The sequence below is a fragment of the Halorubrum sp. CGM4_25_10-8A genome (assembly GCF_005435025.1).
GTDB classification, from domain to species: Archaea; Halobacteriota; Halobacteria; order Halobacteriales; family Haloferacaceae; genus Halorubrum; species Halorubrum ezzemoulense.
This window is the reverse complement of record NZ_SGTX01000022.1, coordinates 1-26189: the sequence shown is the minus strand read 5'-3', so window position 1 is coordinate 26189 and position 26189 is coordinate 1. Positions and strand designations below refer to the sequence as shown.

Here is a 26189-nt window from a genome sequence, read left to right as displayed (position 1 = left end):
GTTCTTGCAGACGGCCCGACGCACCACAGCGAGCGTCCGCTATCGCCGGAGCGGTGATGGAGAGATAACAAATGGTAACGAAAGAAGAAGTCATCGAGCAGTACGACGTGGAACCGATGGACGAGGCGGACAACGTGGACCTTTCTGAGGACGACTTGGACAACGGCTCCAAGGGGCAGCTCATCAAACGCGCCGGGCAGCTGCGAGACCGACGCAACGAGCTGAACCAGATGGCGTCCGAGCGCGCCTCCAAGCGCGACGACCTCAACGCGAAGACGCGAGAGAAGGTCGACGAGGCCCAGGAACACCGCGAACAGCGCGACGAGCTCAACGAGCAGGTCCAGGAGCACAAGGACAAGCGCAACGAGCTCAACGCCGAGGCCAACGAGCTGTTCGACGAGGTCGAGGAGCTCAAACAGGACCTCGAACTCGGCTCCGGCAAGTCCATCGAGGAGCTCGAAGAGGAGATCGAGGACCTCGAGTTCCGCCAGCAGACCGAAGTGCTCGACGCCGAAGACGAGCGCGAGCTCATCGAGAAGATCGACGACAAACGCGAGAAGCTCGCCGAGAAGAAAGAGAAGGTCGACGACACGAGCGAGCTCGACGACCTCGTCGAGGAGGCCGAGGAGGTCCGCTCCGAGGCGTCCCAGCACCACCAGAAGGTGACGGAGCTCGCGGACAAGGCCCAGGAACACCACAACCAGATGATCGAGGCCTACCGCGAGGCCGACGACATCCGCGACGAGGCCGACGAGATGCACGAGCTGTTCGTCGAGGCCCAGGAGGCGGCCGACCGCCACCACGAGGACTTCGTCCGCGTCCAGAAGCGCCTGCGCGAGCTCGACAAGAAGGAGGAAGAAGAGCGGGAGGACGAGCGCGCCGAGAAGCGCGAAGAGGAGAAGGAAGAGGCCGAGGAGATCTATCAGAAGTTCAAGGAGGGCGAGACGCTCGACACCGAGGACCTGATGAAGCTCCAGAAGACCGGCCTCCTGTAAGCCGGGCGACGCGACCTTTCTGCGGTTCTTCTGCGACGCGCCGAGCGACGGGTCCGTCGCCCGCCACGCGCAGGTCGTCGGGGGTCCGCCGAGGATTGGCGATCCCGACCGAACGGCTCGGCTCGACGCCGTTCAGTCGGTGCGCGTCGGCTCGTCCTCGGCGACGAAGCGGTCGTACGCAGATGTGAACTCCGCGTCCGCCTCGGTCGCGTCCTCCCACGCGGTGAGGCCCCGCTCCGCGGCCGTTCCCGGGATCGAGTTGTCGAGGAGGAACGCCACGACCCCGCCGACCGCCATCCCCGTCGACCCGATGACGTAGACCGTGTTCGCGACCACGTCGGCCCCGAGGAGCGGGCCGAACAGGAAGACCTCGGCCAGCCCCTGCTGGAGGGCGTCCGCGCCCCCGACGCTCCGCATATACTCCGGGACGGCCAGTCCGGTGAACATCGCGATACCGACGACGAAGATGTTGCGCGAGGAGTCGAGGTCGACGTACTTGAGGTTCGAGAGCCCGACGCCGACGATCTGGGCGAACATGGCGATGTAGAGTCCGCCGATGATCGGGCTCGGGACGGTGGCGACGAGCTGGCCGAAGTAGCCGACGAACCCGACGAGGATCATGAGCGCGGCGCCGATCTGGACGACGTACCGCGAGGCCACGCCGGTGAGACCGATGGCGCCGACGTTCTCGGAGTACGAGGTCGACCCGCCGGTCCCCATCACCCCGGAGAAGACGTTCATCAGCCCCTCCATCCCGATCCCGTGCGTCATCCGCTCGCTGCTGGGGGCGCCCATGCCGGAGAGCCGGGCGACGGCGTGGTAATCGCCGATGGACTCGACGATCGAGGCGGCGACGCCGGCGAGCATCCCGATGACGAACGCCGGCGTGACGCTCGGCACGCCCCACTGAAGCGGGTAGATGAGGTGAACTGGGTCGGCGGCAGCGACGCTCGCCAAGTCGACGTAACCCGGCGTCTCCGGTCCGAAGACGCCGAGAACCGAGAGGGACGCCGCGAGTACCCACGCGACGACGATGCCGAGGAGAACCGGAAACAGCTGGAACAGCTTGGACCGCGCGCCGAGGTACTGCGAGAACAGGACGATGGCGACCAGCGTCAGGCCGACGAGCCACCAGTTCTGATCGGCCGCGGTGATCTCGGGGGCGTTGAACAGGGAGAGACCGATGAGGACGATGACCGGGACGATGACGACCGGCGAGAGACCCTTCCGCAGTCGACCGACGAGGCCGAGGTAGCCGACCGCGACCTCGGCGAGCGCGGCGACGATGATCGCGCCCTGAAGCTGTAACAGGGCGGCCCGCCAGGCCTCGATGCCGGCCGGCGGGTTCGCCGTCACGACGCCGATGACCGCGAGCGCGGGCGCGAGCATCGAGAACGGCGCGCCCTGAACGATCGGGTAGCGGTTGCCGAACGTCGTCTGCGCGAGCGTCGCGATCCCCGACACGACGAAGAACGTGCCGACGAAGCGGGGGATGACCGACTCCGGCATGCCCATCGCGCCGGCGAGGATGAGGGGCACGGCGATGTTCGCCCCGACCATCGTGAGGTAGTGTTGCGCGCCCAGCAGAAGCGACCTCCCGAGCGGTGGTCTGTCGTCGATGCCGTACCGAACGAACGCGTCGTCGTCCTCGTTCCCTCCCATTCCTGTGGCGTTCATCGACGCAGGGGTACAAAAATTCGGCCCTTGGCGGGCGCGGGTCGGCCCGTTGGGAGGTACGGCGCTGTGCCGCGGTAGCTCCGCGACGCGCGTCGGCCGGCGACAGTATATATAAACGGTCCCGCGCCCAACCGACGGTATGGACGACGCGCCGGCGAACGGACGGAAGGGATTGCTCGCGGCCGCCGCGGTGGGCGCGGCGACGACGATCGCGGGCCGAGCGGTGCTCTCGCGGCTCACCGGCGGGCGGTTCGGTGACGCCGACGAGTACAACGCCGCGAAGGTGACCGTGTCGGGGCCGATCAGGCGAAGTCAGGGGCGACCCTCGCCGCTTTCGGGCCCCGGCGGCGCGACCGCCGACGACGTGGTCGAGCAGATCGAGGCGGCCGACGACGACGAGGACGTCGAGGCGCTGCTCGTCGAGCTCAATACGCCCGGCGGCGAGGTCGTCCCGAGCGACGACATCCGGCGGGCCGCCGCCGCCTTCGACGGGCCGACCGTGGCGTACGCGACCGACACCTGCGCCTCCGGGGGGTACTGGATCGCGAGCGGCTGCGACGAGCTGTGGGCACGCGACGCCAGCCTCGTCGGCTCCATCGGCGTCGTCGGCTCCCGACCGAACGCGAAGGGGCTCGCCGACAAGCTGGGGATCTCCTACGAGCAGTTCACCGCCGGGGAGTACAAGGACGCCGGCGTCCCGCTGAAGGAGATCGAGGAGGAGGAACGCGAGTACCTCCAAGGGATCATCGACGGCTACTACGAGCAGTTCGTCGAGACCGTGAGCGAGGGGCGCGACATGGACCCCGAAGAGATCCGGGAGACCGAGGCGCGCGTGTACCTCGGCGACGACGCCGCGGAGATCGGGCTCGTCGACGAGCTCGGGACCGAGGACGACGTGGAGGACCGGCTCGCGGAGCTGATCGGCGCGGAGCCGGAAGTGCGCGAGTTCACGCCGGAGCGCGGACTGGCGGAGCGGCTCGGTATCGGCGCCGAGCGGGTCGCGTTCGCCGCCGGGAGCGGCGTCGCGGACGCCTTCGTCGACGACGGCGGCGACATCGACGTGGAGTTCCGCTAGCGACGGGGAGGATTTTTGTCCGGTCGCGGTGTGAGTCGACACGTGACGACGCTGGTCATCTGCGTCGACCGCTCCGGGGCGATCGGCCGCGCCACCAACGTCCCGATGCCGGTCGCCGGCTGGGAGGCCGTCCGGTCGCTGGTCACGGACGCCGGGCTGGACGACCCCGAGGACGCCAGCGTGAACTGCCTGCTGGAGTCGCTTCGCGTCGCGCGCGACCTCAGGGACGAACGCGAGGAGTCGGTGGTGGCGGTCGTCTCCGCCGAGAGCGACACGGCGGTCGGCGCCGACCGCTCTATCGCCTCCCAGCTCGACGACCTCGTGGAGCGGTACGACCCGCGGGCCGCGATCGTCGTCGTCGACTCCGCCGAGGACGAGCGCGTCCTCCCGGTCGTGGAGTCGCGGGTCCCCGTCGACTCCGTCGACCGCGTCGTCGTCCGGCAGGCCCGCGACATCGAGTCCACCTACTACCTCCTCAAGCAGTTCCTCGCCGACGAGCAGCTGCGGTCGACGGTGTTGGTCCCCGTCGGGGTCGCGCTGCTCCTCGTGCCCGCGCTGTTCGCCTGGTTCTCCGCGGGCGAGGCGGTCGCGGGCGTCGCCGGGCTGCTCGGCGCCGCGCTGCTGTACAAGGGGCTCGCGATCGATCGGCTGATGGCGGGGATGCCCGAGCGCGTCCGCGAGGCGCTGTACGCCGGACAGGTGTCGGTCGTGACGTACGTCGTCGCCGGGGGGCTCGCCCTGGTCGGCGGCTTCTTCGGCTTCCTCGCCGCCTCGGAGCTGGCCCCCGGATCGCCCCGGCTCGTCGAGGTCGTGGAGTTCACCTTCGTCGCGGTCCCGTGGTTCGCGGTCGCCGGCGTGACCGCGGCCGTCGGGCGGCTGCTCGACGAGCTGATCCGCGACGAGGGGATCCGGACGCCGTACCTCAACCTCCCGTTCGTCATCGCCGCGGTGGCCCTCGTCGTCCGCGGGTTCGCGGGCTACTTCCTCGCCCAGGAGGCGATCCGGCAGCCGCTGTCGGCGTACGGGATGGCGATGACTCCGGTCCAGCAGCTGGCGGCGTTCATCGTCGGCGGAATCGTCGTGTCGCTCGTCGGCGTCAAGGTCGCCAGCGACGTCGGCACCGAGACCCTCGAAGACGTCATCGACGCGGACCGGGACGCCGAGGGGCAGCGCGAGTAGACGGCCGGACGAGACGTTCAGCCGCGGGGGCACGGGTAGACCGCGGACGCGTCGTCCGACCGACCGCCTTTTGTCGGTCGCGGCCGCGGGGGCGGGCATGGACGTTTACGGACTGATCGGGAACCCGGTCGAGCACTCGCTGTCGCCGCCGCTACACGAGGCGGGCTACGAGGCGCTCGGCCTCGACGCGCGGTACGTCACCTTCGAGCCGGACGCCGACGCCGCGGCCGCGGCGATCACGGGCGCGGCCGACCTCGGAGTGGCGGGGCTCAACGTCACGGTGCCGTTCAAGCGCGACGCCCTCGACGCGGTCGACGCCGCCCCGCTCGCCGCGCGCATCGGCGCGGTCAACACGGTCGACTACGGGCCGGTCCGGGCCGGCGAGGCCGACCGGCCGCGCGGCCACAACACGGACGCTGCCGGGGTGACCCGGGCGCTCGCGCACCACGACGTGGCGGTCGACGGGCGAGACGCGCTCGTCGTCGGGGCGGGCGGCGCGGGACGGGCGGCCGCGTTCGCGCTGGCCGACGCGGGCGCGACGGTCCACGTCGCGAACCGCACCGCGGAGCGGGCCGTCGAGCTGGCCGACGCGGTTCCGGACGCGACCGGCGGCGGCCTCGACGACCTCGGTGAGCGCGTCGCCGCCGCGGACCTCCTGGTCAACGCGACGAGCGTCGGAATGGAGGCGCCCGACGAGACGCCCGTCCCCGCGGAACACCTCCACGGCGACCTCGCGGTCCTCGACGCGGTGTACGCGCCCGTCGAGACGCGGCTGCTGCGGGAGGCCGCCGCCGCGGGCGCGACGACCGTCGACGGCGCGTGGATGCTGCTGTATCAGGGCGTCGAGGCGTTCGAGATCTGGACCGGCGAGGACGCGCCGGTCGACGCGATGAACGCGGCGCTGCGGGCTGCGTTGGAGTAAGGAAGGGTTCGGGACGGGAGGTTCGCCGCTCAGACCAGCCGTTCCGCGATCCGCGCCGCGCCCTCCGCGGCCGCGGTCGCGGGACTGTCGGGGGAGACGACCTCAACGTCGCGGTCGAGCTCCTCGGCGAGGCGCTTCTCGAACTCCTCGGTGAGCCCGGGGATACACGCCATGCCGCCGGTTGCGGCGAGGGGGCGCCCGAGCGCCAGCTGGTATGGTTTCATGTGGTCGTTCGCGAGCTCCGGGAGGAACTCGTTGGCGACGACGTCGACCGCCTCGTCGATGTACCGGTCGACCGGCTCGCGGACGCCCCGGTCGACGGTGAACTCGTGGCTTCCGCCGCCCGGCTGCTGGATCACGTCTGTGAACGGCTCGAAGTCGTACACGTCCGCGTGCTCCTCTTTATACTCGCGGGCGGTCGTCCGGTCGATGTGGACGCGGCCCTGGCTCTCCTCCTCGACGGCGGCGACGATCCGGCGGTCGACCTCGTTACCCGTCACCGAGCCGGTCGAGAACGGCGAGAGCTGCTCGCCGCGCCGGTAGGCGCACGCCTCCATCGTCGTCGACCCGAGGTTCACCGAGACGAACACCTCGTCGATCGCGTCAAGGTCGTCGCCGTAGGCGGGGATCGCCCCGCACAGCGACTCGGGGTAGCTCCGGGTCTCGACCTGGCCGATGGAGGAGCCCTCGATCACCGACTTGAGATTCTCGACGCCCGCCTCGTTGTCGATGGTCGGCACCGCGTAGACGACCGCGCTGTCCTCGGGCACGTCGTAGGCATCTACGATGGCCTCGAAGAAGCGCTCTGCGTCCGCGACGCTGTCGTCGTCCTCGGGGAGGCCCGACCGCAGCATGAAGCGCACGCGGTCGGGGTACTCGACCGCGGCCTCCTCGCCGAACAGCACCTTCTCTTCGCCGGTGATGGCGTCCTCGTAGGTCGCCAGACAGGTCAGCACCGAGTGGCGCTCCCGTCCGCCCCGCCCGTCGGGAACGTCGAGCACCGTTCGGGTGCTGCCGAGTTTTACGCCGACCGCTGCCGATTCGTCCGATTCGTTGATGTCCGTGGATTCGTCGTCGCTCATTGGTCACTCGCACACGAAGCGATCCGGACGATGGAGACGAGACTGATCCGGTGGTCCGCCGGCGTGAACGGCCGGTCGCGCGTCGGGGCGTCGAACCCCTCCAGCCGGCGCGTCAGCGCCGCGACCGCGTCGTCGCCGACCCAGTCGAGCTCGCCGTAGTAGGACAGCACGTCCCGGCTCCGCACGTGGCCGCCGACGTCGACGAGGTAGCCGAGCCACTCGCCGATCTCGCGTTCCGCCGCGGGCGACGCCGGGATCGCCGTCAGGTACGGCCGGTCCGCGGGGTCGTCGCCGTCGAACCGCGCACCACGCTGACGCTGGAGCAGCTCCGTGAACGCGGCCGAGCGCGCCGCCTGCTCGGCTCGGTTCCGGTTCGGCCGCCGGAGCGCCCGCTCCCGAGGCGCCCCGTCCGCACCGTCTCGCGGCGCGTCCGCGATCCGGCGCAGCTCCCGTACGTCGTATCGTCGTGGATTCAGACTCATGTTTCCGTCCGTCGTTCGCGTCCGTACCCGAATCCTCACGGCGGGGTCATATGATAGTTAGGCCTCGGTTATCAGCGGTGAGAAACGTCGTGGTGGCACGACCGGCGCCGGGAGCGCTCGCCGCGCGCTCGTGCGCGGACCGTGTGCGGCCGCTCAGTCGACGACGCGGTTCGCGAGCGCGACGCTGCCGGCGGCGAGTGCGGTCCCGGCGACCACGTCGGTCGCCCAGTGGATCCCGAGGAACATCGTCGCCACCACGATGCTCGCGGTGAGGAACGCGGCCACTGGCGTCCACCGCGGGAACTCCTCGTGGGTAAAGACGGCCGCGAGCAGCACCGTCACCGACAGCGCGGTGTGAAGCGAGGGGAAGACGTTCGTCTCGACGTTCACTCGCGCCGTCAGCCGCGTCACGCCGCGGAACCAGTCGAGGAGGAGCGGCTCGACGCTCGCGGCGCTCTGGTCGGCACCGGGCACGTCGCGGTAGCTGCGCGGACCGTACGCGACGACCCCGGCGTAGCAGGCGATCGCGAACGCGTAGTTGACCGCGTACGCCGCGATCAGTCGCTTCAGCGGTCGCAGATTCCGGGCGAACGCGTACGCCACGAGCGGGAACGAGAGCAACACGACGTAGCCGACGACGTATATCGGTCCGAAGTAGTACACCGCGGCCCGGGGGATCGCGTCCTGTATCGCGGCCACGAGGTCGCCCTCCACAGCGTAGATGGCGGTCGTCGCGCGGTAGCCGTACTCGAACGAGAACGCTTCCAGCCGTCGAAGCAGGCCCTTGTTGACGGCGAGCACGAGCGCGAGTCCGCCGACGTACGGCGCGATTCTGCGCGCGCGCTCGCGGAGCAGTTCGCGGTCCGCGAGGACGCTCCGGACTCGATCGCGGCCGACACACGCCGGTAGCAGCGCGGCGAACGCGGCGACCACGGCGGCGAGGACGACGCCGAGGAGCCGGAGGAACTCGACCGGGAGTTGCTCGATCATCGACTACGTCTCACCCGTCATCCGTCGGTACGAGGCCAGGACCGGACCGGTATTACTCCCTCGGTAGCGGTGGGTCGGTCCGCGTCTCCGACGACCGCCGCGCTCCGCACCGCCCCGTCGACTCAGTCCGACTCTGCCCACGGGAGCGGCTCGGTACACCAGTGACAGAATTCGAGGTCGGCGTCGATCTCCTTGCCGCAGTTGGGACAGGTCACGTCGACGGCCTCGCCGTCCCCGCCGCTCACGGCCGCGACCGGCGCGGCGTGACCGGCTCCCGCCCCGTCGTCGCCGTCGGCGCGCTCGACCTGACGCCGCATCGCCTCGGCGGTGGCGGCGCGCTCGCGCTCCGCGACGACGGTCCGGCCGACGAGGTACGCGTCGAGCGCCGACAGCAGCGACAGGAGCGCGATCGGCAGCGCCACGTCCGGGGGGACCGCGGCCGACACCGCCGCGGGGTCGGCGAGAGGGTCGACCGGTTCGACGTCGTACAGGGCAAACAGCGCGACGCCGCCGCCGATGATCGTCAGGTGCCACAGCAGCGCCCGGCCCCACCGGCGCAGCGAGAGGTGGCCGAGCCCCGGGAGGACCAGCGCGAGCACGGCGGCGAGGACGGGACGCAACTGGCTTCGCATACGGCCCGGGTTCGATCGGCCTGTACTTAGGCCTGCGGTGTCGCACCGAGCGACCGCGGCCGGGCGGTCGCTCTCGTCGCGCGGACGTCCCGGGAATCCCGTCGCGGATAACAACCGTTAATCGCGGCCCGGTCGTCGGCCGCGACATGAGCAGCCAGCGGGCGACCGCGTTCGTCCCGGGTCACGTCACCGCCTTCTTCAGCGCGCACCGCGACGACGACCCGACCGTCGCCGGGTCGCGCGGCGCGGGCGTGACGCTCACCGACGGCGTGACGGTCCGAGTGTCGGCGGCGGACGACGGGGACACGGTGCCGGACGACGCCGCCGCTGGGGAGACGACCATCGACGGCGAGGTCGGTTCGATCGGCGCGGTCGACGACGTGCTCGCCGAACTGGACGCGACCGCCGCCGACGTGGCGGTCGAGACCGACCTCCCGATCGGCGCGGGCTTCGGCGTCTCGGGCGCCGCGGCGCTCGGGGCCGCGCTCGCGGCGAACGACGCGTTCGACCGGGGGCGCTCCGAGAACGAGCTCGTCCGCGTCGCCCACGCCGCGGAGGTCGACCGCGGGACCGGCCTCGGCGACGTGGTCGCGCAGGCGCGCGGCGGGGTCCCGGTCCGGCTCGAACCCGGCGCGCCGGGCGTCGGCGAGCTCGACGGTGTGCCGGCGAGCGCGCGCGTCGAGTACGTCACGTTCGGCGAGCTGTCGACCGAGGAGGTACTCGGCGGCGACACGGACGCCCTCTCGGCGGCCGGCGAGGACGCGCTCGACCGGCTTCGGGCGGACCCGCGGCTCCCGACGCTGATGGACGCGGCCCGCGGATTCGCCGGCGAGGCTGATCTCCTCGTTCCCGAGGTGGCCGAGGCGATCGACGCGGTCGACGCGGCCGGCGGCGAGGCCGCGATGGCGATGCTCGGCCGCACCGTCTTCGCGCTCGGCACCGGGCTCTCCGACGCGGGCTACGACCCCGAGGCCTGCCGGATCGACGCCGCGGGCGCGCGGCTCGTTGACGACTGAGGGCGCCTCGGATCCGAGTATCGGCTCCAGAAGCGGGCGCCGACCACAGAAGACGGCGACGACCTCTTCGAGAAGCATCGTGGAAGCGCCGACAGCGACGAGACGATGCCGGAGCGGATGCGTCGACTCCGCGGCGAGTACCCGCGAGAGGTCGATGGCCCACCAGAAACCGACGAGGGTTCCGACGGCGGGACGACGGGTGCCGACCCGTGACGACGGCGGTCGACACGAACGCGTTCCTCGGGCTGCTGTACGACGACGAACGCGCTGACGCAAGCGAGGCGGCGCTCAGGCGCGCGTATCGAGACGGAGCGGTCGTTGCCGCGCCCGTCGTCTACGCCGAACTCGCGGCCGACGGCCGCTTCGCATCGGCCGCCGACCTCGATCGCTTTCTCGCGGACTTCAGCGTCGACGTGACCGAACCCTCGCGCGAGGCGCGCTTCGCCGCGGGCGAGCGGTTCCGGGAATACGTGGACCGCCGTCCGGACGGAATCCAGTGTCCCGCGTGCGGTGAGAAGCGGTCCGTCGACTGCGAGGCGTGCGGCGAGTCGCTCTCACCGCGCCAGCACGTCGCCGCCGATTTCCTCATCGGCGCGCACGCCGCAGTCGACTGCGACGGACTGGTCAGCTTCGACGAGGAGGTCTACTCGACGTACTTCCCGTCGCTGACCGTGTCTCCTGCGTGATCGATTACCGGGTTTCGTCCGGAAAGAGGTCCCGCAAGTCCGGGTGTTCGCGGGGTTCGATCGGCGGTTCTTGACTCCGGGCCGCGGACGGATCGGAGGCGATCCGGTCCCGGATCCGTTGCCACTCCTCGTGGCGACACAGGACGTTCACCGTAATCTCGTCGAGTTCGAACACGGACGCGACCGCCGCCCGGTGGAACCCCTCGCACAGTTGTATCTCCCCGTCCCGTCCGATCGCGACGACCGGTACACCGCCGTCTCTCGAAGCCGCTCTCTCCCGTCGAGGTCCCAGTCGCCGCCCTCGACGCGGCCTCCTCGCAGCGCCCGCCGACGAACAAAGCTTTACGGCGTCGCCCGCCTAGCTCCGGCAAATGGTACTCGACGACCTCGGCACGTCCCTGCGGAGCAGCCTCGACAAGCTCCAGGGGAAGTCCCGACTCTCCGAGAGCGACGTCGAGGAGATCGTCAAGGAGATCCAGCGCTCCCTGCTGTCCGCCGACGTCGACGTCTCCCTCGTGATGGAGCTGTCGGACTCGATCAAGTCCCGCGCGCTCGAAGAGGAGCCGCCGGGCGGCACCACGGCGAAGGACCACGTCCTCAAGATCGTCTACGAGGAGATGGTCGAGTTGGTCGGCGACTCGACCGAGCTCCCCTTAGAAAACCAGACGATCCTCCTCGCCGGCCTCCAGGGGTCGGGGAAGACGACCTCCGCGGCGAAGATGGCGTGGTGGTTCTCGAAGAAGGGGCTCCGGCCCGCGGTCGTCCAGACCGACACCTTCCGGCCGGGCGCGTACGACCAGGCGAAGCAGATGTGCGAGCGCGCGGAGGTCGACTTCTACGGGAACCCCGACAACGACGACCCGGTCGACATCGCCCGCACCGGCCTCGAAGAGACGGCCGACGCGGACGTTCACATCGTCGACACGGCGGGGCGGCACGCACTCGAAGACGACCTCATCGCGGAGATCGAGGAGATCGAAGGCGTCGTCGACCCCGACCGCTCGCTGCTCGTCTTGGACGCCGCGATCGGGCAGGGCGCGAAGGAGCAGGCCCGACAGTTCGAGGAGTCGATCGGCATCGAGGGCGTCGTGATCACCAAGCTCGACGGGACCGCGAAGGGCGGGGGCGCGCTGACCGCGGTCAACGAGACCGACTCCTCGATCGCCTTCCTCGGGACCGGCGAGACGGTCCAGGACATCGAGCGGTTCGAGCCGTCGGGGTTCATCTCCCGGCTGCTCGGCATGGGCGACCTGAAGCAGCTCTCCGAGCGCGTCGAGCGCGCGATGCAGGAGACCCAGGAGGAGGACGAAGACTGGGACCCCGAGGACATGCTTCAGGGCGAGTTCACCCTGAAGGACATGAAACGGCAGATGGACGCGATGAACAAGATGGGGCCGCTCGACCAGGTGATGGACATGATCCCGGGGCTCGGCGGCGGGATGATGGACGAGCTCCCGGACGACGCGATGGACGTCACCCAAGACCGGATGCGCCGCTTCGAGCGCATCATGGACTCGATGACGGAGGAGGAACTCGAGAACCCGCGCGTCGTCGGCCAGTCGCGCACGGAGCGCATCGCCCGCGGCTCGGGCACCGACGAGGAGACGGTCCGGCAGCTGCTCGAACAGCACTCGATGATGGAGCAGACGATCAGCCAGTTCCAGGGGATGGGCGAGGGCGATATGCAGCGCATGATGAAGAAGATGGGCGGCGAGGGCGGCGGCCTCGGCGACATGATGGGCGGCGGCAAGGGCCCGTTCTGAGCGGCGCCGCGAGGCGGTTCCCGTGCGGCTGTCCGCTCCATCCGGTCGGGGCGACGACAAAACACTTCTGACGGGGGCGAGTTGAGGCCGGCGTGACCGTGCGCGACGTGGTGACCGACAACCTCGGATACGCCCTCCTCGGCGGTCCGGCGGTGGCCGTCCTCTCGGGGCTCGCCGGGGCGTCCGCCCTCGGGACGGCTGGCGGCGTCGCCTGCGGGACGGCGGCGTACGGCCTCGGGTGGGTGCTCGCGGTCCGCCGGTCGACGGGAGACGCCGAACCGCCGTCGGACGCCGACGAGGCCGACGGCCGTCGCGAGGGCGAGCTAGAGGCGCAGAAGGGGTCGTACGGCGGCGGTGGCGGATAGCGCCCGCGCCGGCGTTCGCCATCGCGGCGGCAGGTAACGCGGCACGAGTACAGAGAACGCAACGCGGCGACGGGAGCCCACACGCCGCGCGACCGCGGGCCGCCCGACGCTTCAGACCTTTTATGCCGTCGACCGGGCAAGGACGCCCGATGCGCTCCCGTCGAATCGGCGAGTACGACGCCCTCCTCCTCGTCTCGCTCGTCTGGTTCCTCGGGAAGTTCGTCCGGTACCTCTTCCCGCCGCTGTTCGAGTCGATCCGGGGCGCCTACGGCGTGAGCAACGCGACCGTCGGGACCGCGTTCACCGGCTTCATGATCGTGTACGCGCTGTTACAGTTCCCGAGCGGTGCGGTCGCGGACCGGGTGGGTCCGGTACGGGTGATCGTCGCCGGCGCGCTCGTCGCGGGCGCGGGGTCGCTCGCGTTGGTGTTCGACGCCCCCTTCGCCGCGCTGGTGGCCGCGATGCTCGTCATCGGCGCGGGGACGGGCGTCCACAAGACCGTCTCGGTGCGGCTGATCGCCCGCGTGTACCCCGCTCGCACCGGGCGGATGCTCGGCGCGCACGACACGCTCGGCGCGATGGGCGGGGTCGCCGCGCCCGCGGTCGTCGTCGCCGTCCTCTCGGCGCCGCCCGCGCTCGCGGCCGTCCTCGCGCGCCTGCCCGGCGCCGACTGGCGCGCCCCCTTCCTGCTCACCGGGACGCTCGCCGTCGCGCTCGCGGCCGTCGCCGCGGTCCGGCTCGCCGGGTCCCCGGCGGCGACGGGGGCGGCGGACGAGGGCGACGACGGCGGCGATCCGGGGGCGCGCGACTACCTCCGGCTGTTCGGGGACGCCCGGTTCGCGGCGTTCGTCCTCGTGACGGTCGGCTTCTCGTTCGCCTACAACGGCCTCGTCGCGTTCCTGCCGCTGTACCTCTCCGAGGCGGTCGAGCTCGCGAGCCCGACGGCGAGCCTGCTGTACTCGCTCGTGTTCGCGATGACGCTCGTCCAGCTCGTCACCGGCGATCTCTCTGACCGCGTCGGCCGCTTCCCCGTGATGGTCGCCACGCTCGGGCTGGCGGCCGCGACGCTCGTCGCCCTCGTCTCGCTCCCCGCGCTCGGCGGCGGCGCGCTCGCGGCCGGCGCGGTCGTCGCCGCCTTCGGCCTCGGGTCGCACGGCTTCCGCCCGGTCCGGGGCGCCTACCTGATGGAGCTGCTCCCCGAGCGGCTCGCCGGCGGCGGCCTCGGCGTGGTCCGGACGCTGCTCATGGGGGCCGGCGCGCTCGCGCCGAGCGCGGTCGGCGTCGTGGCCGACGCCGCCGGGTTCCGCCCGGCGTTCGCGCTGCTGGCCGTGTCGATGGGGGTCGCGGCGGCCGTCGCAGCCGGGCTCTGGCTGACCGAGTCGAGGGAGTGACGGCCGCTCACGCCTCGCCGTCGGTCTCGCGCAGGATGAACGGGCCGACTGAGAGGGTGCGCTTCGTCACCGTCGCGATCCGGAGGATGTAGGCTAAAAGCAGCGCGAACGGGACGAGCGAGACGGCGGCTGCGAGCGCCACCCAGAACGCGACGGCCTCGACGCCGAGGATAGACCCGGCGTAGCGCTCGGCGTCGAAGAAGGCGACCATCGCCGCCGCCGTCAGCAGCGCCGGGACGGCGGACACGAGCATCCGCCGCGAGAGGTCGATCAGCTCCCACTGGAAGTACAGCGTCTTGAAGTGTTCACGGGCGGGGCCGAACAGCCGCAGCGTCTCAATCAGGTCGTCGAGCGCCGCCGCCGCGGTCTCGTTCAGCGCCTCGCCGTGGCGCTCGCGGAGCCGCCGGGCCGCGAACAGCTTCCACGAGTAGTTGAAGTCGAGGACCGCCGATATCACCTCGAACGCGCCGAACTGAGCCCCGTCGAGCCCGTCCGTCGTCCGGGCAGCGTTCTCCGCGACGGCGTCGGTCAGGCCGTCGGTCGCCCGGGCCAACTCCGCGTCGGTCGTCCCGGAGACGGCCTCGCGGAGGGCGGTCGCGCGGTCGCTCGCCGTCCGGACGAGCGCGCCGAGGAACGCCGCCGGCTCGGCGGGGCTGACCGGCTCGCCGAGGACGGCCGCCGCGTCGTCCCGGAACGCCATCGCGCCGTCCATGCGCTCGCGCTGGTCGCCGACGGCGCCGAGCTCCTGTGAGAGCACGAGCTGGTTCAGCGTGAGCACGAGCGTGACGCCGGTGATCGTGGCCGTGAGGAGCCCTTGGAACAGCGTGTCGACGGAGTCGCCGCCGCGGAGGGTCTCGGCGGCGCCGGGCAGGACGGCCCCGGCCGCCACCAGTCCGAGGAAGACGAGCGAGAGGATGACGGCCGTGACGAGCCGTCGGTCGGCGTCGAGCAGGAGCCACAGCGCGACGCGGCTCCTATCGGCGCGCTCGCGGACGCTGTCGTCCGGCGCGTCGCCCGTCTCGGCCATGTCTCGGAGTCCCGGGCCGGGGCGAAAAAGCCTCCGGGGTCGCCTCCGAACGCCGCCCCGGCGCGCGCCCACCTCAGTCGAGCGTTCCGGGATCGAACGCCGCCGGGTCGAACTCGTGCTCGCGGAGTCGGTCGGGATCGACCGCGCGCAGCACGGACTCGTCCGTCGCTTCGAGGACGACCGGCGGGGCGACGCCCGCCTCGGCGGCCTCCAGCCACCGGCCGACGCAGAGGCACCAGCGGTCGCCCGGCTCCAGCCCGGGGAACTCGAACTCGGGGCGGGGCGTGATCAGGTCGTTGCCGCGGTCGCGGCTGTACCGAAGGAACTCGGCCGTGACGACCGCACAGAGCGTGTGCTCGCCGGCGTCGCCGTCCACGTCGCGACAGTGTCCGTCCCGCAGGTAGCCGGTCGTCGGGTCGCGGCCGCAGGGGGCCAGTTCGCCCCCGAGGACGTTTCGGTCCGCCGTGCCGTCGGCGCCGCCGTGGTCGCTCGACATACTACCGGGTTCGGTCTCGGTCGGAATAAGCGACCGGTCGACGTGGCCCGCGGACGGCGCCGATCGCGGGCGTTCGCCCGGCGGTATAAGTGCCGTCCCGCCGAACGGTCGCGTGATGAGCCGGAACGACGAGGTCGCGACGCGGTTGGAGGAGTTCGCCGACCTCCTCGAGGCGACGGGCGTCGAGTACAAACCGACCGCCTACCGACGGGCGGCCGAGAACGTCCGCGACCACCCGGCGCCGATCGAGGGGCTCGCGGCCGACGGCGAGGACGCGGTCGCCGAGATCGACCGCGTCGGCGACGCCATCGCCGCGAAGATCGTCGAGTACGTCGAGACCGGCGAGATCGGAGAATTAACCGAGCTCCGCGAGGAGCTGCCCGTCGACATGGCCGGGCTGACCGCGGTGGAGGGCGTCGGGCCGAAGACGGTCGGCTCGCTGTACGACGCGCTCGGGATCAGCGACCTCGACGAGCTGGAGACCGCCGCCGAGGCGGAGGAGATCCGGGAGGTCTCCGGCTTCGGGGCCAAGACGGAGGAGAACATCCTCGACAACATCCCGTTCGCGCGCGAGGCCCGCGAGCGGACCCGCCTCGGCGACGCCCGGCCGGTCGCGGACGACGCGCTCGCGTACCTCGCCGACCGCGACGCCGTCGAGTCGGTCGAGGTGTGCGGCTCGATCCGGCGGTGGAAGCCGACGATCGGGGACATCGACCTGCTCGTTGCCAGCGAGGAGCGCGATCCAATCGTCGAGGCGTTCACCCACTGGGAGGCCGCGGACGCGACGATCGAGGCGGGCACCGGGAAGGCGAGCGTGCGCGCGGACGGCACCCGCGTCGACCTCCGGATCGTCGACCCCGACGAGTTCGGCGCCGCGCTCCAGTACTTCACCGGGTCGCGGGCGCACAACGTCGCCGTCCGCAACCGCGCGATCGACCGCGGGCGCAAGCTGAACGAGTACGGGCTCTTCGACGTGAGCGACGCGGAGGGCGAGGCGGCCGACGACGACGCGGAAGGCGAGGCGGCCGACGGAGCCGCCGCGGACGGCGCGGAGGCCGACGCGACGCGTGCCGGCGAGCGCATCGCGGGGGAGAGCGAGGACGAGGTCTACCGCGCGCTCGACATGGACCCGGTCCCGCCGGAGCTCCGGGAGGACCGCGGCGAGGTCGAGGCCGCCGCCGAGGGTCGCCTGCCGCCGCTCGTCGGGCCGGACGAGCTCCGCGGCGACCTCCACACCCACACCGACTGGTCCGACGGCGGTTTCTCGATCGCCGAGATGGCCGCGGCGGCCGAAGAACGCGGCTACGACTACCACGTCGTCACCGACCACGCGACCGGACCGGGAATGGTGGGCGGCGTCGGGCTCGACGAGTCCGACATCGAGGCGCAGGCCGCGGCGGTCGCCGAGGCGGCCGACGAAGTCGATATCCCGCTCCTCCACGGGATCGAGGCGAACATCGACGCCGACGGCGACCTCTCGACCGACGACGAGACGCTCGCCGCCCTCGACTTGGTCGTCGCGTCGCCGCACGCCGCGCTCGGGCAGGACGCCGAGGCGGCCACCGAGCGACTGGTCCGGGCGGTCGAGCACCCTCACGTCGACGTGCTCGGCCACCCGACCGGCCGGTTGATCAACGAGCGACCGGGGCTCGACCCGGACGTGGAAGCGGTCGCCGAGGCGGCGTCCGCGTCGGGCACCGCCATCGAGGTGAACGCGAACCCCGCCCGGCTCGACGCCGACGGCGAGTTCGTCCGGGCCGCGGTCGAGGCGGGCGCGGCGATCGCGGTCAACACCGACGCGCACGCCCCGCGCGAACTCGACAACGCGCGGTACGGCGTCCACACCGCGCGGCGGGGGTGGGCGCGGGCCGCCGACGTGCTCAACGCGCGCTCGCTCGACGGGCTCCGGTCGTTCCTGCTGTAGATGACGGACCGGGACGGGAGCGCCCCCTCGGCCGCCGACCGCCCGCCGGTCCTGCTCGACGTGATGTGCGGGAAGCTCGCCACCTACCTCCGGCTCTGCGGGTACGACGCCGCCTACGCGCTCGACCGGGGGATCGAGGCCGACGACCGGCTCCGCGAGGTCGCGGCCGCCGAGGACCGCGTCCTCCTCACTCGGGACCACGACCTCGCGGACCGCGCCCCCCGCGGCGACCCCGCCGTCGACGCCGTCCTCCTCGCCGAGCGCGACGTGCTCGACCAGCTCCGGGAACTCGCCGCCGCCGGTCTCCGCGTCGAACTCGCCGACGAGCCGACGCGGTGCGGCTCGTGTAACGGGCCCGTCGAGCGCGTCGACTCGCTCGAAGTCGGCGACCCGTCGGCCGACCGTCCGGAGTACGTCCCGGACGACGTAGGGTCGGAGCGCCCGGGGTGGCGCTGCACCGAGTGCGGCCAGTGGTTCTGGAAAGGGGGGCACTGGGACGACGTGGCGGCGCGGCTCGACGAGATCTGACCGCCCCGCCGAGCGTAACCGGTTTGCCCGCCCGACGCGTAGTCGTCGCCAATGGAACGCGAAGGGGCCGTCGACCGTCTGGAGTCGCTCGTCGACCGCGTCGCGGGCGAACCGATGCCGGTGCCCGTCCGCGAGGTGTGGGCGTTCGGCGACGTGGCGCTCGGACTCGACCCGGTCGACCGGCTCGACGTCTATCTCACCAAGGACGTGATCATGGGCGGCGACGGCGACGCGGCCGCGGCGTTCGAGGCCGAGTACGGCGTGAAGGGCGTCGGCACCACCGTCGACGCCGAGTGGGCCGAGGCGCACCCGGACCGCGTGCGGACGAGCGACAACGGGTACGCCGCACCCGAGAAGTGCCTCGCGGCCGAACTCCTTGACGACGACGAGCCGATCCACTTGGAGGTGTGTAACGCGGGCTTCGAAGACAACGTCCGGCAGCGCCTGAAGGGCGCGCTCGCCCGGGACGCCTACGAGGAGGTGCTCGACCCCCGCGGGGTCTGCCTGTGGGTCGACGGCGAGCGCGACGACGAGGCCTTCGACCGCCTCCGCGAGGCCTCGCTCGCGATGCCGACGCTACCCGCCGCGCTCGGGATGCTCGGCGCCGACGAGGAGGCCGCGACCGAGGCCGCGGACGTGTTGAAACGACAGCGCACAGAGCAGGAGGGCGCCTCGGTTCGCGGCGACATGGTGTAAGGCGGACGCACCGCGACGCTATTTATAAATCGAACCCGGTGCGGTGGCGCGCGCCTCCGAGCGGCCGCCCTCGGCGGCCGCGAGACAGCACGCGCGAGGGAGTCGGCCGGCCGGAGCGAAGCGGAGGCCGGCCGACGAGGCTGGGGAGGCGTGAGGCGCGGTGCGGGGCGGGACTCAAAGTGGCAGTCGCGAGGGCGAAGCACGGCGCAGTACGCACCGCAGCGAGCAACGCGAGCGAGGAGCGCAACGAGCCGCGCGAGCCCTCGCGGCTGGGGCTTTGGAGGAGTTCGCCGCCGATCTACAACCAGTCATTTATACCCGGACGGCTGGGGCTTTGGCGGTGTCGGCCGCCGATCTGCTACCATTCATTTATCTATCAAATTCGGAATCAGCCTCTCTGGCTTATAAATAACCGCCCGTCGGCGTCGGTTCTGGTTTCCTCTTTCTCTCAGCTCACTCGTCCGACCGTCACGTCGAACGGGACGTACTCGACGCGTTCGTACTCCGCGGCGCCGATGGCGTCGACGACCTCGCGGCCCATCTCGCGCCAGCGCCCGCGGAGGTCGTCGTACGCGCGCTCGGAGGTCGCGGCCACCAACTCGTCGCGGTGGTCGGCCAGCCCCGCGCCGGAGGCCTTCCGCGCCGCCGACCGCAGCGCGGCCTCGGCGTACGGCGGCTCGGTCCGCTTCTCGTGGACGTAGCGCCGAGTGCGCACGTCGACGAGTCCCGCCGCGTCGAACGCCTCGCGGACCCGGTCGCCGAGCGCCACGTCGGTGTCCACCCCGTCGACGTACGCCTCGCGGGCCTCGCGCTCCAGTCGCTCCTCGGCGTCGACCGTCGAGGCCACCCGCACGTCGGCGTTGTCCGGCTCGACCGCGGCGACGAGGTCCCCGGAGACGCGGGCGAGCTCTCGGACCGCGGCGGTCGGGTCCGGGAGGTTGATCAGCAGGGCCTGACAGGCGGCCAGGTCGACCGCGTCGTCATCGACCGGGAGCCGCGTGGCGTCGCCCGCGAGGTAGCCAGTCCGGCCGTCGCTCTCCTCGCGGGCGACCGAGAGGAGCTCTCGGTCCGCGTCGACGCCGAGTACGTCCGCGTCCGTCTCCGCGGCCAGCACGCGGGTCAGCTCTCCGGTACCGCAGCCGACATCGAGGACGCGCTCGCGGCTCGATAGCTCCAAGTCGGCGAGCGCGTCGCGGCCGTCCTCCCACATCCCGCGGCGGGTGTGTTCGAGGTACTCGGCGGAGAAGCGTCGCACGCCCCCGCTTCGGCGCGGGCGAAAATAAACGTCCGGAGATCGACCGCCGCTCGATTCCCGGTCGGGCCGTCACGCCTCGTCGGCGTCCCCCTCGCCGCCGTCCGTCTCCCCTCCGCTGCCGTGGCCGCCGAATCCCAGCATGTCGGCGGCGAGGACGGCGGTCACCCCGGCGCAGTAGCCGACAAACGCGCTGCTCAGCCCGATCGCGGCGAAACTCACCGTCACGTCGCCGAGCGCCGGGTTCCCGCCGTTGACGCCGGGGACGCCGACCACCGTCCCGACGAGGACGAACCCCCCGAGGACGACCGCCGGCACGACGCCGACGGTCAGACAGGCCGGTCCCCCGCAGCGCGCGTACGCCCCGGCGGCGGCCAGCGGCCCGGGCGCGTAGAACACTAACGGCGGGAGGAGCCGGTCGGTCAGCGCGGCCGCCGTCGTCGCGCCGACCGACTCGGCGACGAAGGCGGCGACGAGCACGAGGGCCACGACCCCGGCGAATCCGACCACCAGTCCGACCGCGCGGCCGCGGCGACGGCCGACCAGCAGCGCTCTCGTGGTGGACATGCCCGCGGATCGCCCGCGAGATAACTTAAAACTGCGTCGGACGGACGGCGTCCGCGGAGACGGCGACGTCTCGGTCGCGGTGCCTCAGTCGCGCCGGAGTTCGCGCACTCGGTCGATGTTCCACGCGAAGCTCTTCCCGTCCTCGGTCGGCGTCTCCAGCGCGAGCGGCACGTCCGTCAGGTCGGGGTGGTTGAGGAACCGCTCCATCCCCGCCTCGCCGATGTGCCCCTCGCCGATGTGGGCGTGTTCGTCCTTGTTGGTGCCGCACTCGTGTTTCGAGTCGTTGAGGTGGACGTACTCCAAGTGTTCTAACCCGACCACGTCGTCGAACTCGCCGATCGTCTGGTCGACCGCCTCGGGCGTCGAGAGGTCGTAGCCCGCCGCGAACGCGTGTGCGGTGTCGACGCAGACATCGATGTCGGTCTCGGTGCGGTCGATGACCCCCGCGAGGTGCTCGAACTCGCCGCCGAGTTTCGTTCCCGCGCCCGCGTCGCTCTCGATCAGGATCGTCACGCCGTCGGGCACGTCGAGGTCGTCTATCACCGACGCGGCGTTATCGAGGCCGCCCTCGACGCCGGCCCCCGTGTGCGCGCCGAGGTGGACGTTCACGTACGGGATGCCCAGCTTGTCGGCCGCGTCGACCTCTTTTTGCATCGAGTCGAGCGACTTCTCACGGAGCCCCTCCTTCGGCGTACAGAGGTTCACGAGGTAGGAGGTGTGGATCACCCACGGCCCCTCCAAGTCGCGTTCGGTCCCCTCGCGGAACCGTTCGGCCTCCTCGTCGCCGATGTCCGGGTCCTGCCACACCTGCGGCGAGTGGGTGAAGATCTGTCCACAGTTGCCGCCGACCTCGACCTGGTTCGCCACGGCGTTGTCCACGCCGCCGGCGATGGAGACGTGCGCGCCGACCTTGAGACTCATACCGATCACACGGGGGCGGTCGAAAAAGCCCCTTCGGAACCGGGCGGTCCGCGGTCGTTCGCGGTCGTCCCCGCCGTCACCCGCCGCCGCTCCCCGATTTCCACGTCTTACCGCCGCTCCCCGCTTTCCACGTCTTGCCGCCGCTCCCCGCTTTCCGCATCTTACGCGCCGCCCCCGGGTCGCGTCCGGGCCCATTCCTCGTTCCGGTACTTCTCCGCGGCGATTTCCTCGGCCCGCTCCAGTTCGTCGTCGGTCCACGACCCGTCCGCGTCGACCGTCGCTCCCGGAGTCGCGTCCGCCCAGTCGGCCAGCGCCGCCTCGACGGTCGCCACCGCGGCCGCGCGGTCGACATCGACCAGTTCGTCCATCCCGACGACCCGGTCTCGGAACGCCTCGGGAGTCACCGACGGATCGGCGAAGACGCCGAGGTGGCGGGGCGCGTCGACCGAGAAGGTCAACGACCCGTGCTGGATCACCGCCTCCCGCTTGCGGTACTGCGCGTTGCCGGCGATCTTGCGGAGCTCGTCGCCCTCCGGTCCCGGGGCCACCACGTCGTGTGCCGGGTGGAGCTCGCGGAGGTAGCAGGCGGGGTGATACAGTTCCGGCACCGACTCGTCGACGTAGTCCGCGTCGACGCCGAGCCGGTCGAAGGCGTCGAGGACCGGCTCGCAAAGAAGGTGGTAGCAGTCGAGCAGTTCGCCCGGCACCGTCTCCGCGGGGACCGCGATAGAGTAGGCGACATCACCCGTTTCGTCGTGGTAGATGCCGCCGCCGCCGGTCTGCCGGCGCGTTGCGTCGATCCCCTCGCGCTCGCAGAATCTCCAGTCGACCGTCTCCGGGTCTTGGTGGCGGCCGAGGGTGAGACAGCTCGGCTCCCAGCGGTAGGTGCGGAGCGTGGCGGGGCCGCCGGCCGCGGCGGTCTCGGCGGCAACCTCGTCTAACGCCATCTGCATTGGGCCGGGGCGGGTCTCCTCGCGGATCAGCCGCCAGTCGACGGCGGGCGCGGTCATGTCGACACCGTCGGCCGCCGCTCCGAAAGCGGTTGCGCTCGGCCCAGCGGTCGGCCCGAACGAAATTCGATATCGCGATATACGCTATACCAGTGGATGTCGTCGAACGCGCGCCCCTTTTACGAATCGCCGGAGTAGGGGCGCGTATGGTGCGAAACGTCGCCGGCGACATGGCCGACCTCGACCCCGAGGACTTCTACCTCCTCTCGGGCGTCGAGCAGGGGATGCGCTTCTCGGAGTGGGTCCGTCGCGACAAGCTCCCGGACTACGCCGACCTGACGCGCGAGGAGGTCGACTACCGCATCGACCGCTGCCTCGACCGCGAGCTGATCGAGCGGAAGACGATCCAGTACGAGGGGTACCAGCTCACCTTCGAGGGGTACGACGCCCTGGCGCTCCGGACGTTCGCGGAGCGGGAGACGATAGACGGCGTGGGGGCGCCGCTCGGGCTCGGCAAGGAGGGCGACGTGTACGAGGCGCAGTCGTTCCGGCCGCTCGCCCTGAAGTACCACCGCGAGGGGTACACCAACTTCCGCGAGGTGAACCGCGAGCGCGAGTACACCGCCGACCGGGACCACGTCTCGTGGCTGTACACCGCGCGCAAGGCGGCCGAGCGGGAGTACGAGGCGATGGAGTCGCTGTATCCGGACGTCTCCGTCCCCCGGCCGGTCGACCACAACCGACACGCCATCGTGATGGAGAAGTTCGCGGGCGTCGAACTTTCGCGCGCGAAGCTCGACCCCGAGCAGGCGGTCGGCGTCCTCGATCTGATCTGCCGCGAACTCGCGACCGCCCACGAACTCGGCTGGATCCACGCCGACGCCTCCGAGCACAACGTCGCGGTCGCCGAGAGCGGGATCACCATCTTCGACTGGCCGCAGGCGGTGCCCGTCGACCACGAGAACGCGCGGGAGTTCCTCGAACGCGACGTGGAGAACCTCGTCCGGTACTTCGGTCGGAAGTACCCGCACGAGGTGCCGCGAGAGGCCGACATCGAGGGCATCGCCGCCGCTATCGCCGACGGCTCGTTCGAGAGCGTGCGGTCGTTCGGCGCCGAATAAAGCGGATAGCGCGATACGAAATCCGGCTTGGCCGCGGTTCGTCCCGCTCGGCTGCCGTTCGTCACGTCCGCACCGGTCCGCAGGGTCTCGCCGACCGTCTGGCGAGGTTTTAGGCATACCTAAGATTCGAAACCGCTTTAATCCTTTAGGGTGGCCTAAATCGTATGCAACCAGACGCGGACCGACTCACCGGCACGCGACGCGACGCGATCAGGTACTGCGGCGCCGTCGCCGGCGCGGGGCTCCTCGCCGGGTGTAGCGGGAGGGAGACGACGCCGAGCGGGTCCGAGAATGAGGCCGGTTCCGCGGACGGAGGCTCCGGCGGCGACTCGCCGGACACGTACACGGCCGCGATGGCCCCGGTGGGCGAGGTCGAGTTCGACGCGGTCCCCGAGAGCGTGTCGGTGTACAGCCTGCTGTACGCCGACCTCGCCGTGGCGCTCGGCCACGGCGGGGCGGTGAACTCTCTCGGGTTCGACGCCGACGCGGGCGGGAACACGCTCGACGCCTACTACGCGAACCTCGACGGCGTCTCCTTCGATCGCGAGGGGATCACGCAGCTCAACTCCGGTTCGGGCGGGGGCATCTCGGTCGACCGCGAGCTCCTCTACGAGCTCGACTCCGACCTCCACCTGGCCGACCCGGCGCTGTTCGCCTCCTTCGACGGCTGGGACGAGGAGGACGTGGCCGAGGTCCGGGAGCGCGTCGGGCCGTGGTTCGGAAACAGCTACAGCCGCCGGCACGCCGCGCCGCCCGAGGCGTACCGCGACCGGTACGAGTACTACACCCTCCCCGAGATCGGCGAGCGGGTCGCCGCCGCGTTCCGAGAGTCGGAACGCTTCGCCGCGCTCGACGCGGTCCGCGAGGACCTGATCGAGACGATCCGGAGCGACCTCCCCCCGGCTGAGGAGCGGCCGACCGTCGCGACGCTCATCTACATGGACGGGACATACTACCCCTCGCGGACCGACGAGCCGGGGTTCGCGAACGCGCACGTGCGTCCGTTCGACGTGCCCGACGCGTTCGCCGGCGACGACGTCACCTACGAGACGGCATACGACCACGAGCGACTGCTGGAGGTCGACCCCGACGTCGTCCTCCACCAGTACGGGATCGCCTCTTACTACGACGTGGGCGCTGTCCGCGAGGAGCTGTCGGACCACCCGGTCGCCGGCGACCTCTCCGCGATAGCGAACGACCGCTTCTACCCCTCCGGCGATCCGGTTCAGGGCCCGATCATGAACCTGTTCCAGCTGGAGATGACCGCGAAACAGCTGTTCCCGGAGCGGTTCGGTGAGTGGCCGACGTACGAACACGGCGACGACTACCCGGAGATCCCCGCCGACGAACAGCTGTTCGACCGCGGCGAGGTCGCCTCGATCGTCGCCGGAGGGGGCGAATGAGCGGTCCCGCCGAGCCCGAGGCCGCCGACCGCGACGTCGTCGTGGTCGGCTGCGGGCCGGCCGGCTGCGCCGCCGCGGTGTTCGCCGCGCGCGACGGCCTCGACGTGACCGTCTTCGACCGCGGCCGGTCGTCGCTCGCGCGGTGCGCGCACCTCGAGAACTACCCCGGCTTCCCGGCCGGCGTCGACGTCGGAACCCTCTCCGACCTCATGCGCGAGCAGGCCGAGCGGGCGGGCTGTGCGGTCGTCGACGACCTCGTCGAGACCGTCGAGCGGGCGACCGACGGCGGGCCCGGAGAGCCCCCCGAGGGCGACGCGCCTCGGTTCGTCGTGACCCCGCAGGAGGGCGACCCGGTCACCGCCCGCCGGGTGGTCGCGGCGACGCGCTACGACGGCGAGTACCTCCGCGGGCTCGACGAGGACGGCGCGATGTTCGAGGCACGCGATCGCGACGGCGAGACGCGCGAGGACTTCGACCGGGAGTACGCGGACCGAGACGGGAAGACGCCGGTCGAGGGGCTGTACGTCGCGTCTCCGTCGGACGCGGACCGGCAGGCGGTCACGGCCGCGGGCCGGGGCGCGCGGGTCGGCAAGCGGGTGGTCGCCGACGCCCGGATCGACGACGGCTGGTGGCCGGCGGCGGCCGAGGGCGTCGACTGGGTCCGCCGCGAGGCCGAGCGCGAGGGCGAGTGGACCGACCGGGAGCGCTGGGTCGAGTGGTTCGACGAGACCCACGCCGACGGCCCGGTCGACCCCGACTCCGAGCGGTTCGCGCGCGTCCGCGAGGCCGCGGTCGACGACGCCCTGTCGGCGTACGTCGACGCGGACGAGGCGGCCGCGCGCGCCGCGGCCGGTCACCGCGCGCTCGCCGAGCGACTCGACCCCGAGGCGGTCGTCGACGCACACGAGCCCGCCGCGCTGCTCGACGCGCTGGACGACGGGGCGGTCGCGGCGTACGCGGGCGGCGACGGGTCGACGCGCCGCGAGCCGACGGAGGCCCGCGATGAGCGGTGAGGGGTCGCGGACCGACGGCGGGCGGGTGACGGGGGG

At 71.5% G+C, this 26189-nt stretch carries 27 protein-coding genes and 1 pseudogene; 16 read left to right on the top strand and 12 right to left on the bottom strand.

From position 1 onward, the window contains the following. Nucleotides 1-71 precede the first annotated feature (71 nt). Entirely contained in the window at nucleotides 72-995 is a 924-nt protein-coding gene (locus EXE52_RS16125) for a coiled-coil protein (RefSeq protein ID WP_049932428.1), read from the top strand. A gap of 132 nt (nucleotides 996-1127) precedes the next feature. On the opposite strand, the gene EXE52_RS16120 is transcribed toward EXE52_RS16125, so the two are convergent. Then, nucleotides 1128-2657 carry a uracil-xanthine permease family protein gene (locus EXE52_RS16120; protein WP_089307951.1) on the bottom strand — a complete coding sequence of 510 codons (1530 nt, stop codon included), beginning with the start codon at nucleotides 2655-2657 and terminating at the stop codon, nucleotides 1128-1130. Nucleotides 2658-2811: 154 nt separating this feature from the next. Between EXE52_RS16120 and sppA the strand changes: the two genes are divergently transcribed. The 3 genes from sppA (at nucleotide 2812) to EXE52_RS16105 (ending at nucleotide 5848) form a co-directional block, all read left to right on the top strand. Then, nucleotides 2812-3747, top strand: coding sequence for a signal peptide peptidase SppA (gene sppA / locus EXE52_RS16115; RefSeq protein ID WP_049932423.1), 936 nt, complete (start codon nucleotides 2812-2814; stop codon nucleotides 3745-3747). 42 nt (nucleotides 3748-3789) lie between these two features. Beyond that, nucleotides 3790-4926: a DUF373 family protein gene (locus tag EXE52_RS16110; protein WP_086216206.1), complete on the top strand. Its 1137-nt coding sequence runs from the start codon at nucleotides 3790-3792 to the stop codon at nucleotides 4924-4926. A gap of 97 nt (nucleotides 4927-5023) precedes the next feature. Beyond that, nucleotides 5024-5848 (top strand): shikimate dehydrogenase, encoded by an 825-nt coding sequence (locus EXE52_RS16105; protein ID WP_049932419.1) that lies wholly within the window; start codon nucleotides 5024-5026, stop codon nucleotides 5846-5848. A gap of 29 nt (nucleotides 5849-5877) precedes the next feature. Here EXE52_RS16105 and EXE52_RS16100 read toward each other — a convergent pair whose 3' ends face one another. From EXE52_RS16100 to EXE52_RS16085, 4 genes are all read right to left on the bottom strand, one after another. Further along, nucleotides 5878-6930, bottom strand: coding sequence for a hypothetical protein (locus EXE52_RS16100; protein ID WP_049932418.1), 1053 nt, complete (start codon nucleotides 6928-6930; stop codon nucleotides 5878-5880). Then, nucleotides 6927-7412 carry a FlaD/FlaE family flagellar protein gene (locus EXE52_RS16095; RefSeq protein WP_049932416.1) on the bottom strand — a complete coding sequence of 162 codons (486 nt, stop codon included), beginning with the start codon at nucleotides 7410-7412 and terminating at the stop codon, nucleotides 6927-6929. Before EXE52_RS16095 ends, EXE52_RS16100 begins: the two co-directional genes overlap by 4 nt. Before the next feature lie 153 nt (nucleotides 7413-7565). After that, the gene (locus EXE52_RS16090) at nucleotides 7566-8402 is read right to left on the bottom strand and encodes a phosphatase PAP2 family protein (RefSeq protein WP_049932413.1); all 837 of its coding nucleotides are present in this window, start codon (nucleotides 8400-8402) and stop codon (nucleotides 7566-7568) included. 122 nt (nucleotides 8403-8524) lie between these two features. Next, nucleotides 8525-9034 (bottom strand): zinc ribbon domain-containing protein, encoded by a 510-nt coding sequence (locus EXE52_RS16085; RefSeq protein ID WP_049932411.1) that lies wholly within the window; start codon nucleotides 9032-9034, stop codon nucleotides 8525-8527. A gap of 146 nt (nucleotides 9035-9180) precedes the next feature. On the opposite strand from EXE52_RS16085, the gene EXE52_RS16080 reads away from it, so the two are divergent. The 3 genes and pseudogenes from EXE52_RS16080 to EXE52_RS16070 all read left to right on the top strand — a co-directional run bounded on the left by EXE52_RS16080 (nucleotide 9181) and on the right by EXE52_RS16070 (nucleotide 10736). After that, the gene (locus EXE52_RS16080; RefSeq protein WP_089307952.1) at nucleotides 9181-10050 is read left to right on the top strand and encodes a pantoate kinase; all 870 of its coding nucleotides are present in this window, start codon (nucleotides 9181-9183) and stop codon (nucleotides 10048-10050) included. Nucleotides 10051-10062: 12 nt separating this feature from the next. Then, nucleotides 10063-10263 (top strand): annotated as a pseudogene (locus tag EXE52_RS19215) (AbrB/MazE/SpoVT family DNA-binding domain-containing protein); the annotation flags it as partial. Further along, on the top strand, nucleotides 10260-10736 hold the full coding sequence (locus tag EXE52_RS16070; protein WP_089307953.1) for a PIN domain-containing protein: 477 nt from the start codon (nucleotides 10260-10262) through the stop codon (nucleotides 10734-10736). The pseudogene EXE52_RS19215 and the gene EXE52_RS16070, both read left to right, overlap by 4 nt. Nucleotides 10737-10740: 4 nt before the next feature. Here EXE52_RS16070 and EXE52_RS18880 read toward each other — a convergent pair whose 3' ends face one another. Beyond that, nucleotides 10741-10911, bottom strand: coding sequence for a hypothetical protein (locus tag EXE52_RS18880; RefSeq protein ID WP_241897930.1), 171 nt, complete (start codon nucleotides 10909-10911; stop codon nucleotides 10741-10743). 196 nt (nucleotides 10912-11107) lie between these two features. On the opposite strand from EXE52_RS18880, the gene EXE52_RS16060 reads away from it, so the two are divergent. The 3 genes from EXE52_RS16060 (at nucleotide 11108) to EXE52_RS16050 (ending at nucleotide 14255) form a co-directional block, all read left to right on the top strand. Further along, nucleotides 11108-12499 (top strand): signal recognition particle protein Srp54, encoded by a 1392-nt coding sequence (locus EXE52_RS16060; protein WP_049932406.1) that lies wholly within the window; start codon nucleotides 11108-11110, stop codon nucleotides 12497-12499. A 92-nt stretch (nucleotides 12500-12591) separates the two neighbouring features. Next, nucleotides 12592-12864 carry a hypothetical protein gene (locus EXE52_RS16055; RefSeq protein ID WP_049932405.1) on the top strand — a complete coding sequence of 91 codons (273 nt, stop codon included), beginning with the start codon at nucleotides 12592-12594 and terminating at the stop codon, nucleotides 12862-12864. 149 nt (nucleotides 12865-13013) lie between these two features. Then, entirely contained in the window at nucleotides 13014-14255 is a 1242-nt protein-coding gene (locus EXE52_RS16050) for an MFS transporter (protein ID WP_089307955.1), read from the top strand. 7 nt (nucleotides 14256-14262) lie between these two features. On the opposite strand, the gene EXE52_RS16045 is transcribed toward EXE52_RS16050, so the two are convergent. Together EXE52_RS16045 and EXE52_RS16040 are read right to left on the bottom strand one after the other, a co-directional pair. Beyond that, on the bottom strand, nucleotides 14263-15282 hold the full coding sequence (locus EXE52_RS16045) for a hypothetical protein (RefSeq protein WP_089307956.1): 1020 nt from the start codon (nucleotides 15280-15282) through the stop codon (nucleotides 14263-14265). A gap of 73 nt (nucleotides 15283-15355) precedes the next feature. After that, the gene (locus EXE52_RS16040) at nucleotides 15356-15778 is read right to left on the bottom strand and encodes a DUF2237 family protein (RefSeq protein WP_049932401.1); all 423 of its coding nucleotides are present in this window, start codon (nucleotides 15776-15778) and stop codon (nucleotides 15356-15358) included. A gap of 115 nt (nucleotides 15779-15893) precedes the next feature. Between EXE52_RS16040 and EXE52_RS16035 the strand changes: the two genes are divergently transcribed. The 3 genes from EXE52_RS16035 to EXE52_RS16025 are packed head-to-tail and all read left to right on the top strand — an operon-like array spanning nucleotide 15894 to nucleotide 18926. Then, entirely contained in the window at nucleotides 15894-17702 is a 1809-nt protein-coding gene (locus tag EXE52_RS16035; RefSeq protein ID WP_089307957.1) for a helix-hairpin-helix domain-containing protein, read from the top strand. Continuing rightward, nucleotides 17703-18230, top strand: a complete 528-nt coding sequence (locus tag EXE52_RS16030) for a Mut7-C RNAse domain-containing protein (protein ID WP_089307958.1) — start codon at nucleotides 17703-17705, stop codon at nucleotides 18228-18230. Nucleotides 18231-18281: 51 nt separating this feature from the next. Next, nucleotides 18282-18926 carry a hypothetical protein gene (locus EXE52_RS16025; RefSeq protein WP_049932397.1) on the top strand — a complete coding sequence of 215 codons (645 nt, stop codon included), beginning with the start codon at nucleotides 18282-18284 and terminating at the stop codon, nucleotides 18924-18926. A 448-nt stretch (nucleotides 18927-19374) separates the two neighbouring features. Here EXE52_RS16025 and EXE52_RS16020 read toward each other — a convergent pair whose 3' ends face one another. The 4 genes from EXE52_RS16020 to EXE52_RS16005 all read right to left on the bottom strand — a co-directional run bounded on the left by EXE52_RS16020 (nucleotide 19375) and on the right by EXE52_RS16005 (nucleotide 22676). Then, nucleotides 19375-20181, bottom strand: coding sequence for a class I SAM-dependent methyltransferase (locus tag EXE52_RS16020; protein WP_086220344.1), 807 nt, complete (start codon nucleotides 20179-20181; stop codon nucleotides 19375-19377). A gap of 69 nt (nucleotides 20182-20250) precedes the next feature. After that, a complete protein-coding gene (locus tag EXE52_RS16015) occupies nucleotides 20251-20745 on the bottom strand; it encodes a hypothetical protein (RefSeq protein ID WP_089307959.1) in 495 nt (164 codons plus the stop codon). An 84-nt stretch (nucleotides 20746-20829) separates the two neighbouring features. Further along, nucleotides 20830-21666, bottom strand: coding sequence for a deoxyribonuclease IV (locus EXE52_RS16010; protein ID WP_089307960.1), 837 nt, complete (start codon nucleotides 21664-21666; stop codon nucleotides 20830-20832). A 161-nt stretch (nucleotides 21667-21827) separates the two neighbouring features. Continuing rightward, entirely contained in the window at nucleotides 21828-22676 is an 849-nt protein-coding gene (locus EXE52_RS16005; RefSeq protein WP_089307961.1) for a biotin/lipoate A/B protein ligase family protein, read from the bottom strand. Between the two features lie 146 nt (nucleotides 22677-22822). Here EXE52_RS16005 and EXE52_RS16000 point away from each other — a divergent pair, with 146 nt between their 5' ends. The 3 genes from EXE52_RS16000 to EXE52_RS15990 all read left to right on the top strand — a co-directional run bounded on the left by EXE52_RS16000 (nucleotide 22823) and on the right by EXE52_RS15990 (nucleotide 26153). Next, complete coding sequence (locus tag EXE52_RS16000) at nucleotides 22823-23737, top strand: serine/threonine-protein kinase RIO2 (RefSeq protein WP_089307962.1); 915 nt, start codon at nucleotides 22823-22825, stop codon at nucleotides 23735-23737. A gap of 164 nt (nucleotides 23738-23901) precedes the next feature. Beyond that, nucleotides 23902-25140 carry an ABC transporter substrate-binding protein gene (locus tag EXE52_RS15995; protein ID WP_049932386.1) on the top strand — a complete coding sequence of 413 codons (1239 nt, stop codon included), beginning with the start codon at nucleotides 23902-23904 and terminating at the stop codon, nucleotides 25138-25140. Then, a complete protein-coding gene (locus EXE52_RS15990) occupies nucleotides 25137-26153 on the top strand; it encodes an FAD-dependent oxidoreductase (RefSeq protein WP_089307963.1) in 1017 nt (338 codons plus the stop codon). The genes EXE52_RS15995 and EXE52_RS15990 overlap by 4 nt, the downstream gene beginning before the upstream one ends. The last annotated feature ends 36 nt before the right edge of the window (nucleotides 26154-26189 follow it).

What these genes read in the sequence shown, in the direction of transcription:
- EXE52_RS16000 (WP_089307962.1), top strand. Translation starts at nt 22,823, where the DNA reads ATGGTGCGAAACGTCGCCGGCGACATGGCCGACCTCGACCCCGAGGAC.
- EXE52_RS16010 (WP_089307960.1), bottom strand. Translation starts at nt 21,666, where the DNA reads ATGAGTCTCAAGGTCGGCGCGCACGTCTCCATCGCCGGCGGCGTGGAC.
- EXE52_RS16030 (WP_089307958.1), top strand. Translation starts at nt 17,703, where the DNA reads ATGACGGACCGGGACGGGAGCGCCCCCTCGGCCGCCGACCGCCCGCCG.
- EXE52_RS16015 (WP_089307959.1), bottom strand. Translation starts at nt 20,745, where the DNA reads ATGTCCACCACGAGAGCGCTGCTGGTCGGCCGTCGCCGCGGCCGCGCG.
- EXE52_RS15990 (WP_089307963.1), top strand. Translation starts at nt 25,137, where the DNA reads ATGAGCGGTCCCGCCGAGCCCGAGGCCGCCGACCGCGACGTCGTCGTG.
- EXE52_RS16040 (WP_049932401.1), bottom strand. Translation starts at nt 15,778, where the DNA reads ATGTCGAGCGACCACGGCGGCGCCGACGGCACGGCGGACCGAAACGTC.
- EXE52_RS16060 (WP_049932406.1), top strand. Translation starts at nt 11,108, where the DNA reads ATGGTACTCGACGACCTCGGCACGTCCCTGCGGAGCAGCCTCGACAAG.
- EXE52_RS15995 (WP_049932386.1), top strand. Translation starts at nt 23,902, where the DNA reads ATGCAACCAGACGCGGACCGACTCACCGGCACGCGACGCGACGCGATC.
- EXE52_RS16045 (WP_089307956.1), bottom strand. Translation starts at nt 15,282, where the DNA reads ATGGCCGAGACGGGCGACGCGCCGGACGACAGCGTCCGCGAGCGCGCC.
- EXE52_RS16025 (WP_049932397.1), top strand. Translation starts at nt 18,282, where the DNA reads ATGGAACGCGAAGGGGCCGTCGACCGTCTGGAGTCGCTCGTCGACCGC.
- sppA (WP_049932423.1), top strand. Translation starts at nt 2,812, where the DNA reads ATGGACGACGCGCCGGCGAACGGACGGAAGGGATTGCTCGCGGCCGCC.
- EXE52_RS16035 (WP_089307957.1), top strand. Translation starts at nt 15,894, where the DNA reads ATGAGCCGGAACGACGAGGTCGCGACGCGGTTGGAGGAGTTCGCCGAC.
- EXE52_RS16005 (WP_089307961.1), bottom strand. Translation starts at nt 22,676, where the DNA reads ATGACCGCGCCCGCCGTCGACTGGCGGCTGATCCGCGAGGAGACCCGC.
- EXE52_RS16100 (WP_049932418.1), bottom strand. Translation starts at nt 6,930, where the DNA reads ATGAGCGACGACGAATCCACGGACATCAACGAATCGGACGAATCGGCA.
- EXE52_RS16050 (WP_089307955.1), top strand. Translation starts at nt 13,014, where the DNA reads ATGCGCTCCCGTCGAATCGGCGAGTACGACGCCCTCCTCCTCGTCTCG.
- EXE52_RS16090 (WP_049932413.1), bottom strand. Translation starts at nt 8,402, where the DNA reads ATGATCGAGCAACTCCCGGTCGAGTTCCTCCGGCTCCTCGGCGTCGTC.
- EXE52_RS16125 (WP_049932428.1), top strand. Translation starts at nt 72, where the DNA reads ATGGTAACGAAAGAAGAAGTCATCGAGCAGTACGACGTGGAACCGATG.
- EXE52_RS16105 (WP_049932419.1), top strand. Translation starts at nt 5,024, where the DNA reads ATGGACGTTTACGGACTGATCGGGAACCCGGTCGAGCACTCGCTGTCG.
- EXE52_RS16080 (WP_089307952.1), top strand. Translation starts at nt 9,181, where the DNA reads ATGAGCAGCCAGCGGGCGACCGCGTTCGTCCCGGGTCACGTCACCGCC.
- EXE52_RS16120 (WP_089307951.1), bottom strand. Translation starts at nt 2,657, where the DNA reads ATGGGAGGGAACGAGGACGACGACGCGTTCGTTCGGTACGGCATCGAC.
- EXE52_RS16095 (WP_049932416.1), bottom strand. Translation starts at nt 7,412, where the DNA reads ATGAGTCTGAATCCACGACGATACGACGTACGGGAGCTGCGCCGGATC.
- EXE52_RS16085 (WP_049932411.1), bottom strand. Translation starts at nt 9,034, where the DNA reads ATGCGAAGCCAGTTGCGTCCCGTCCTCGCCGCCGTGCTCGCGCTGGTC.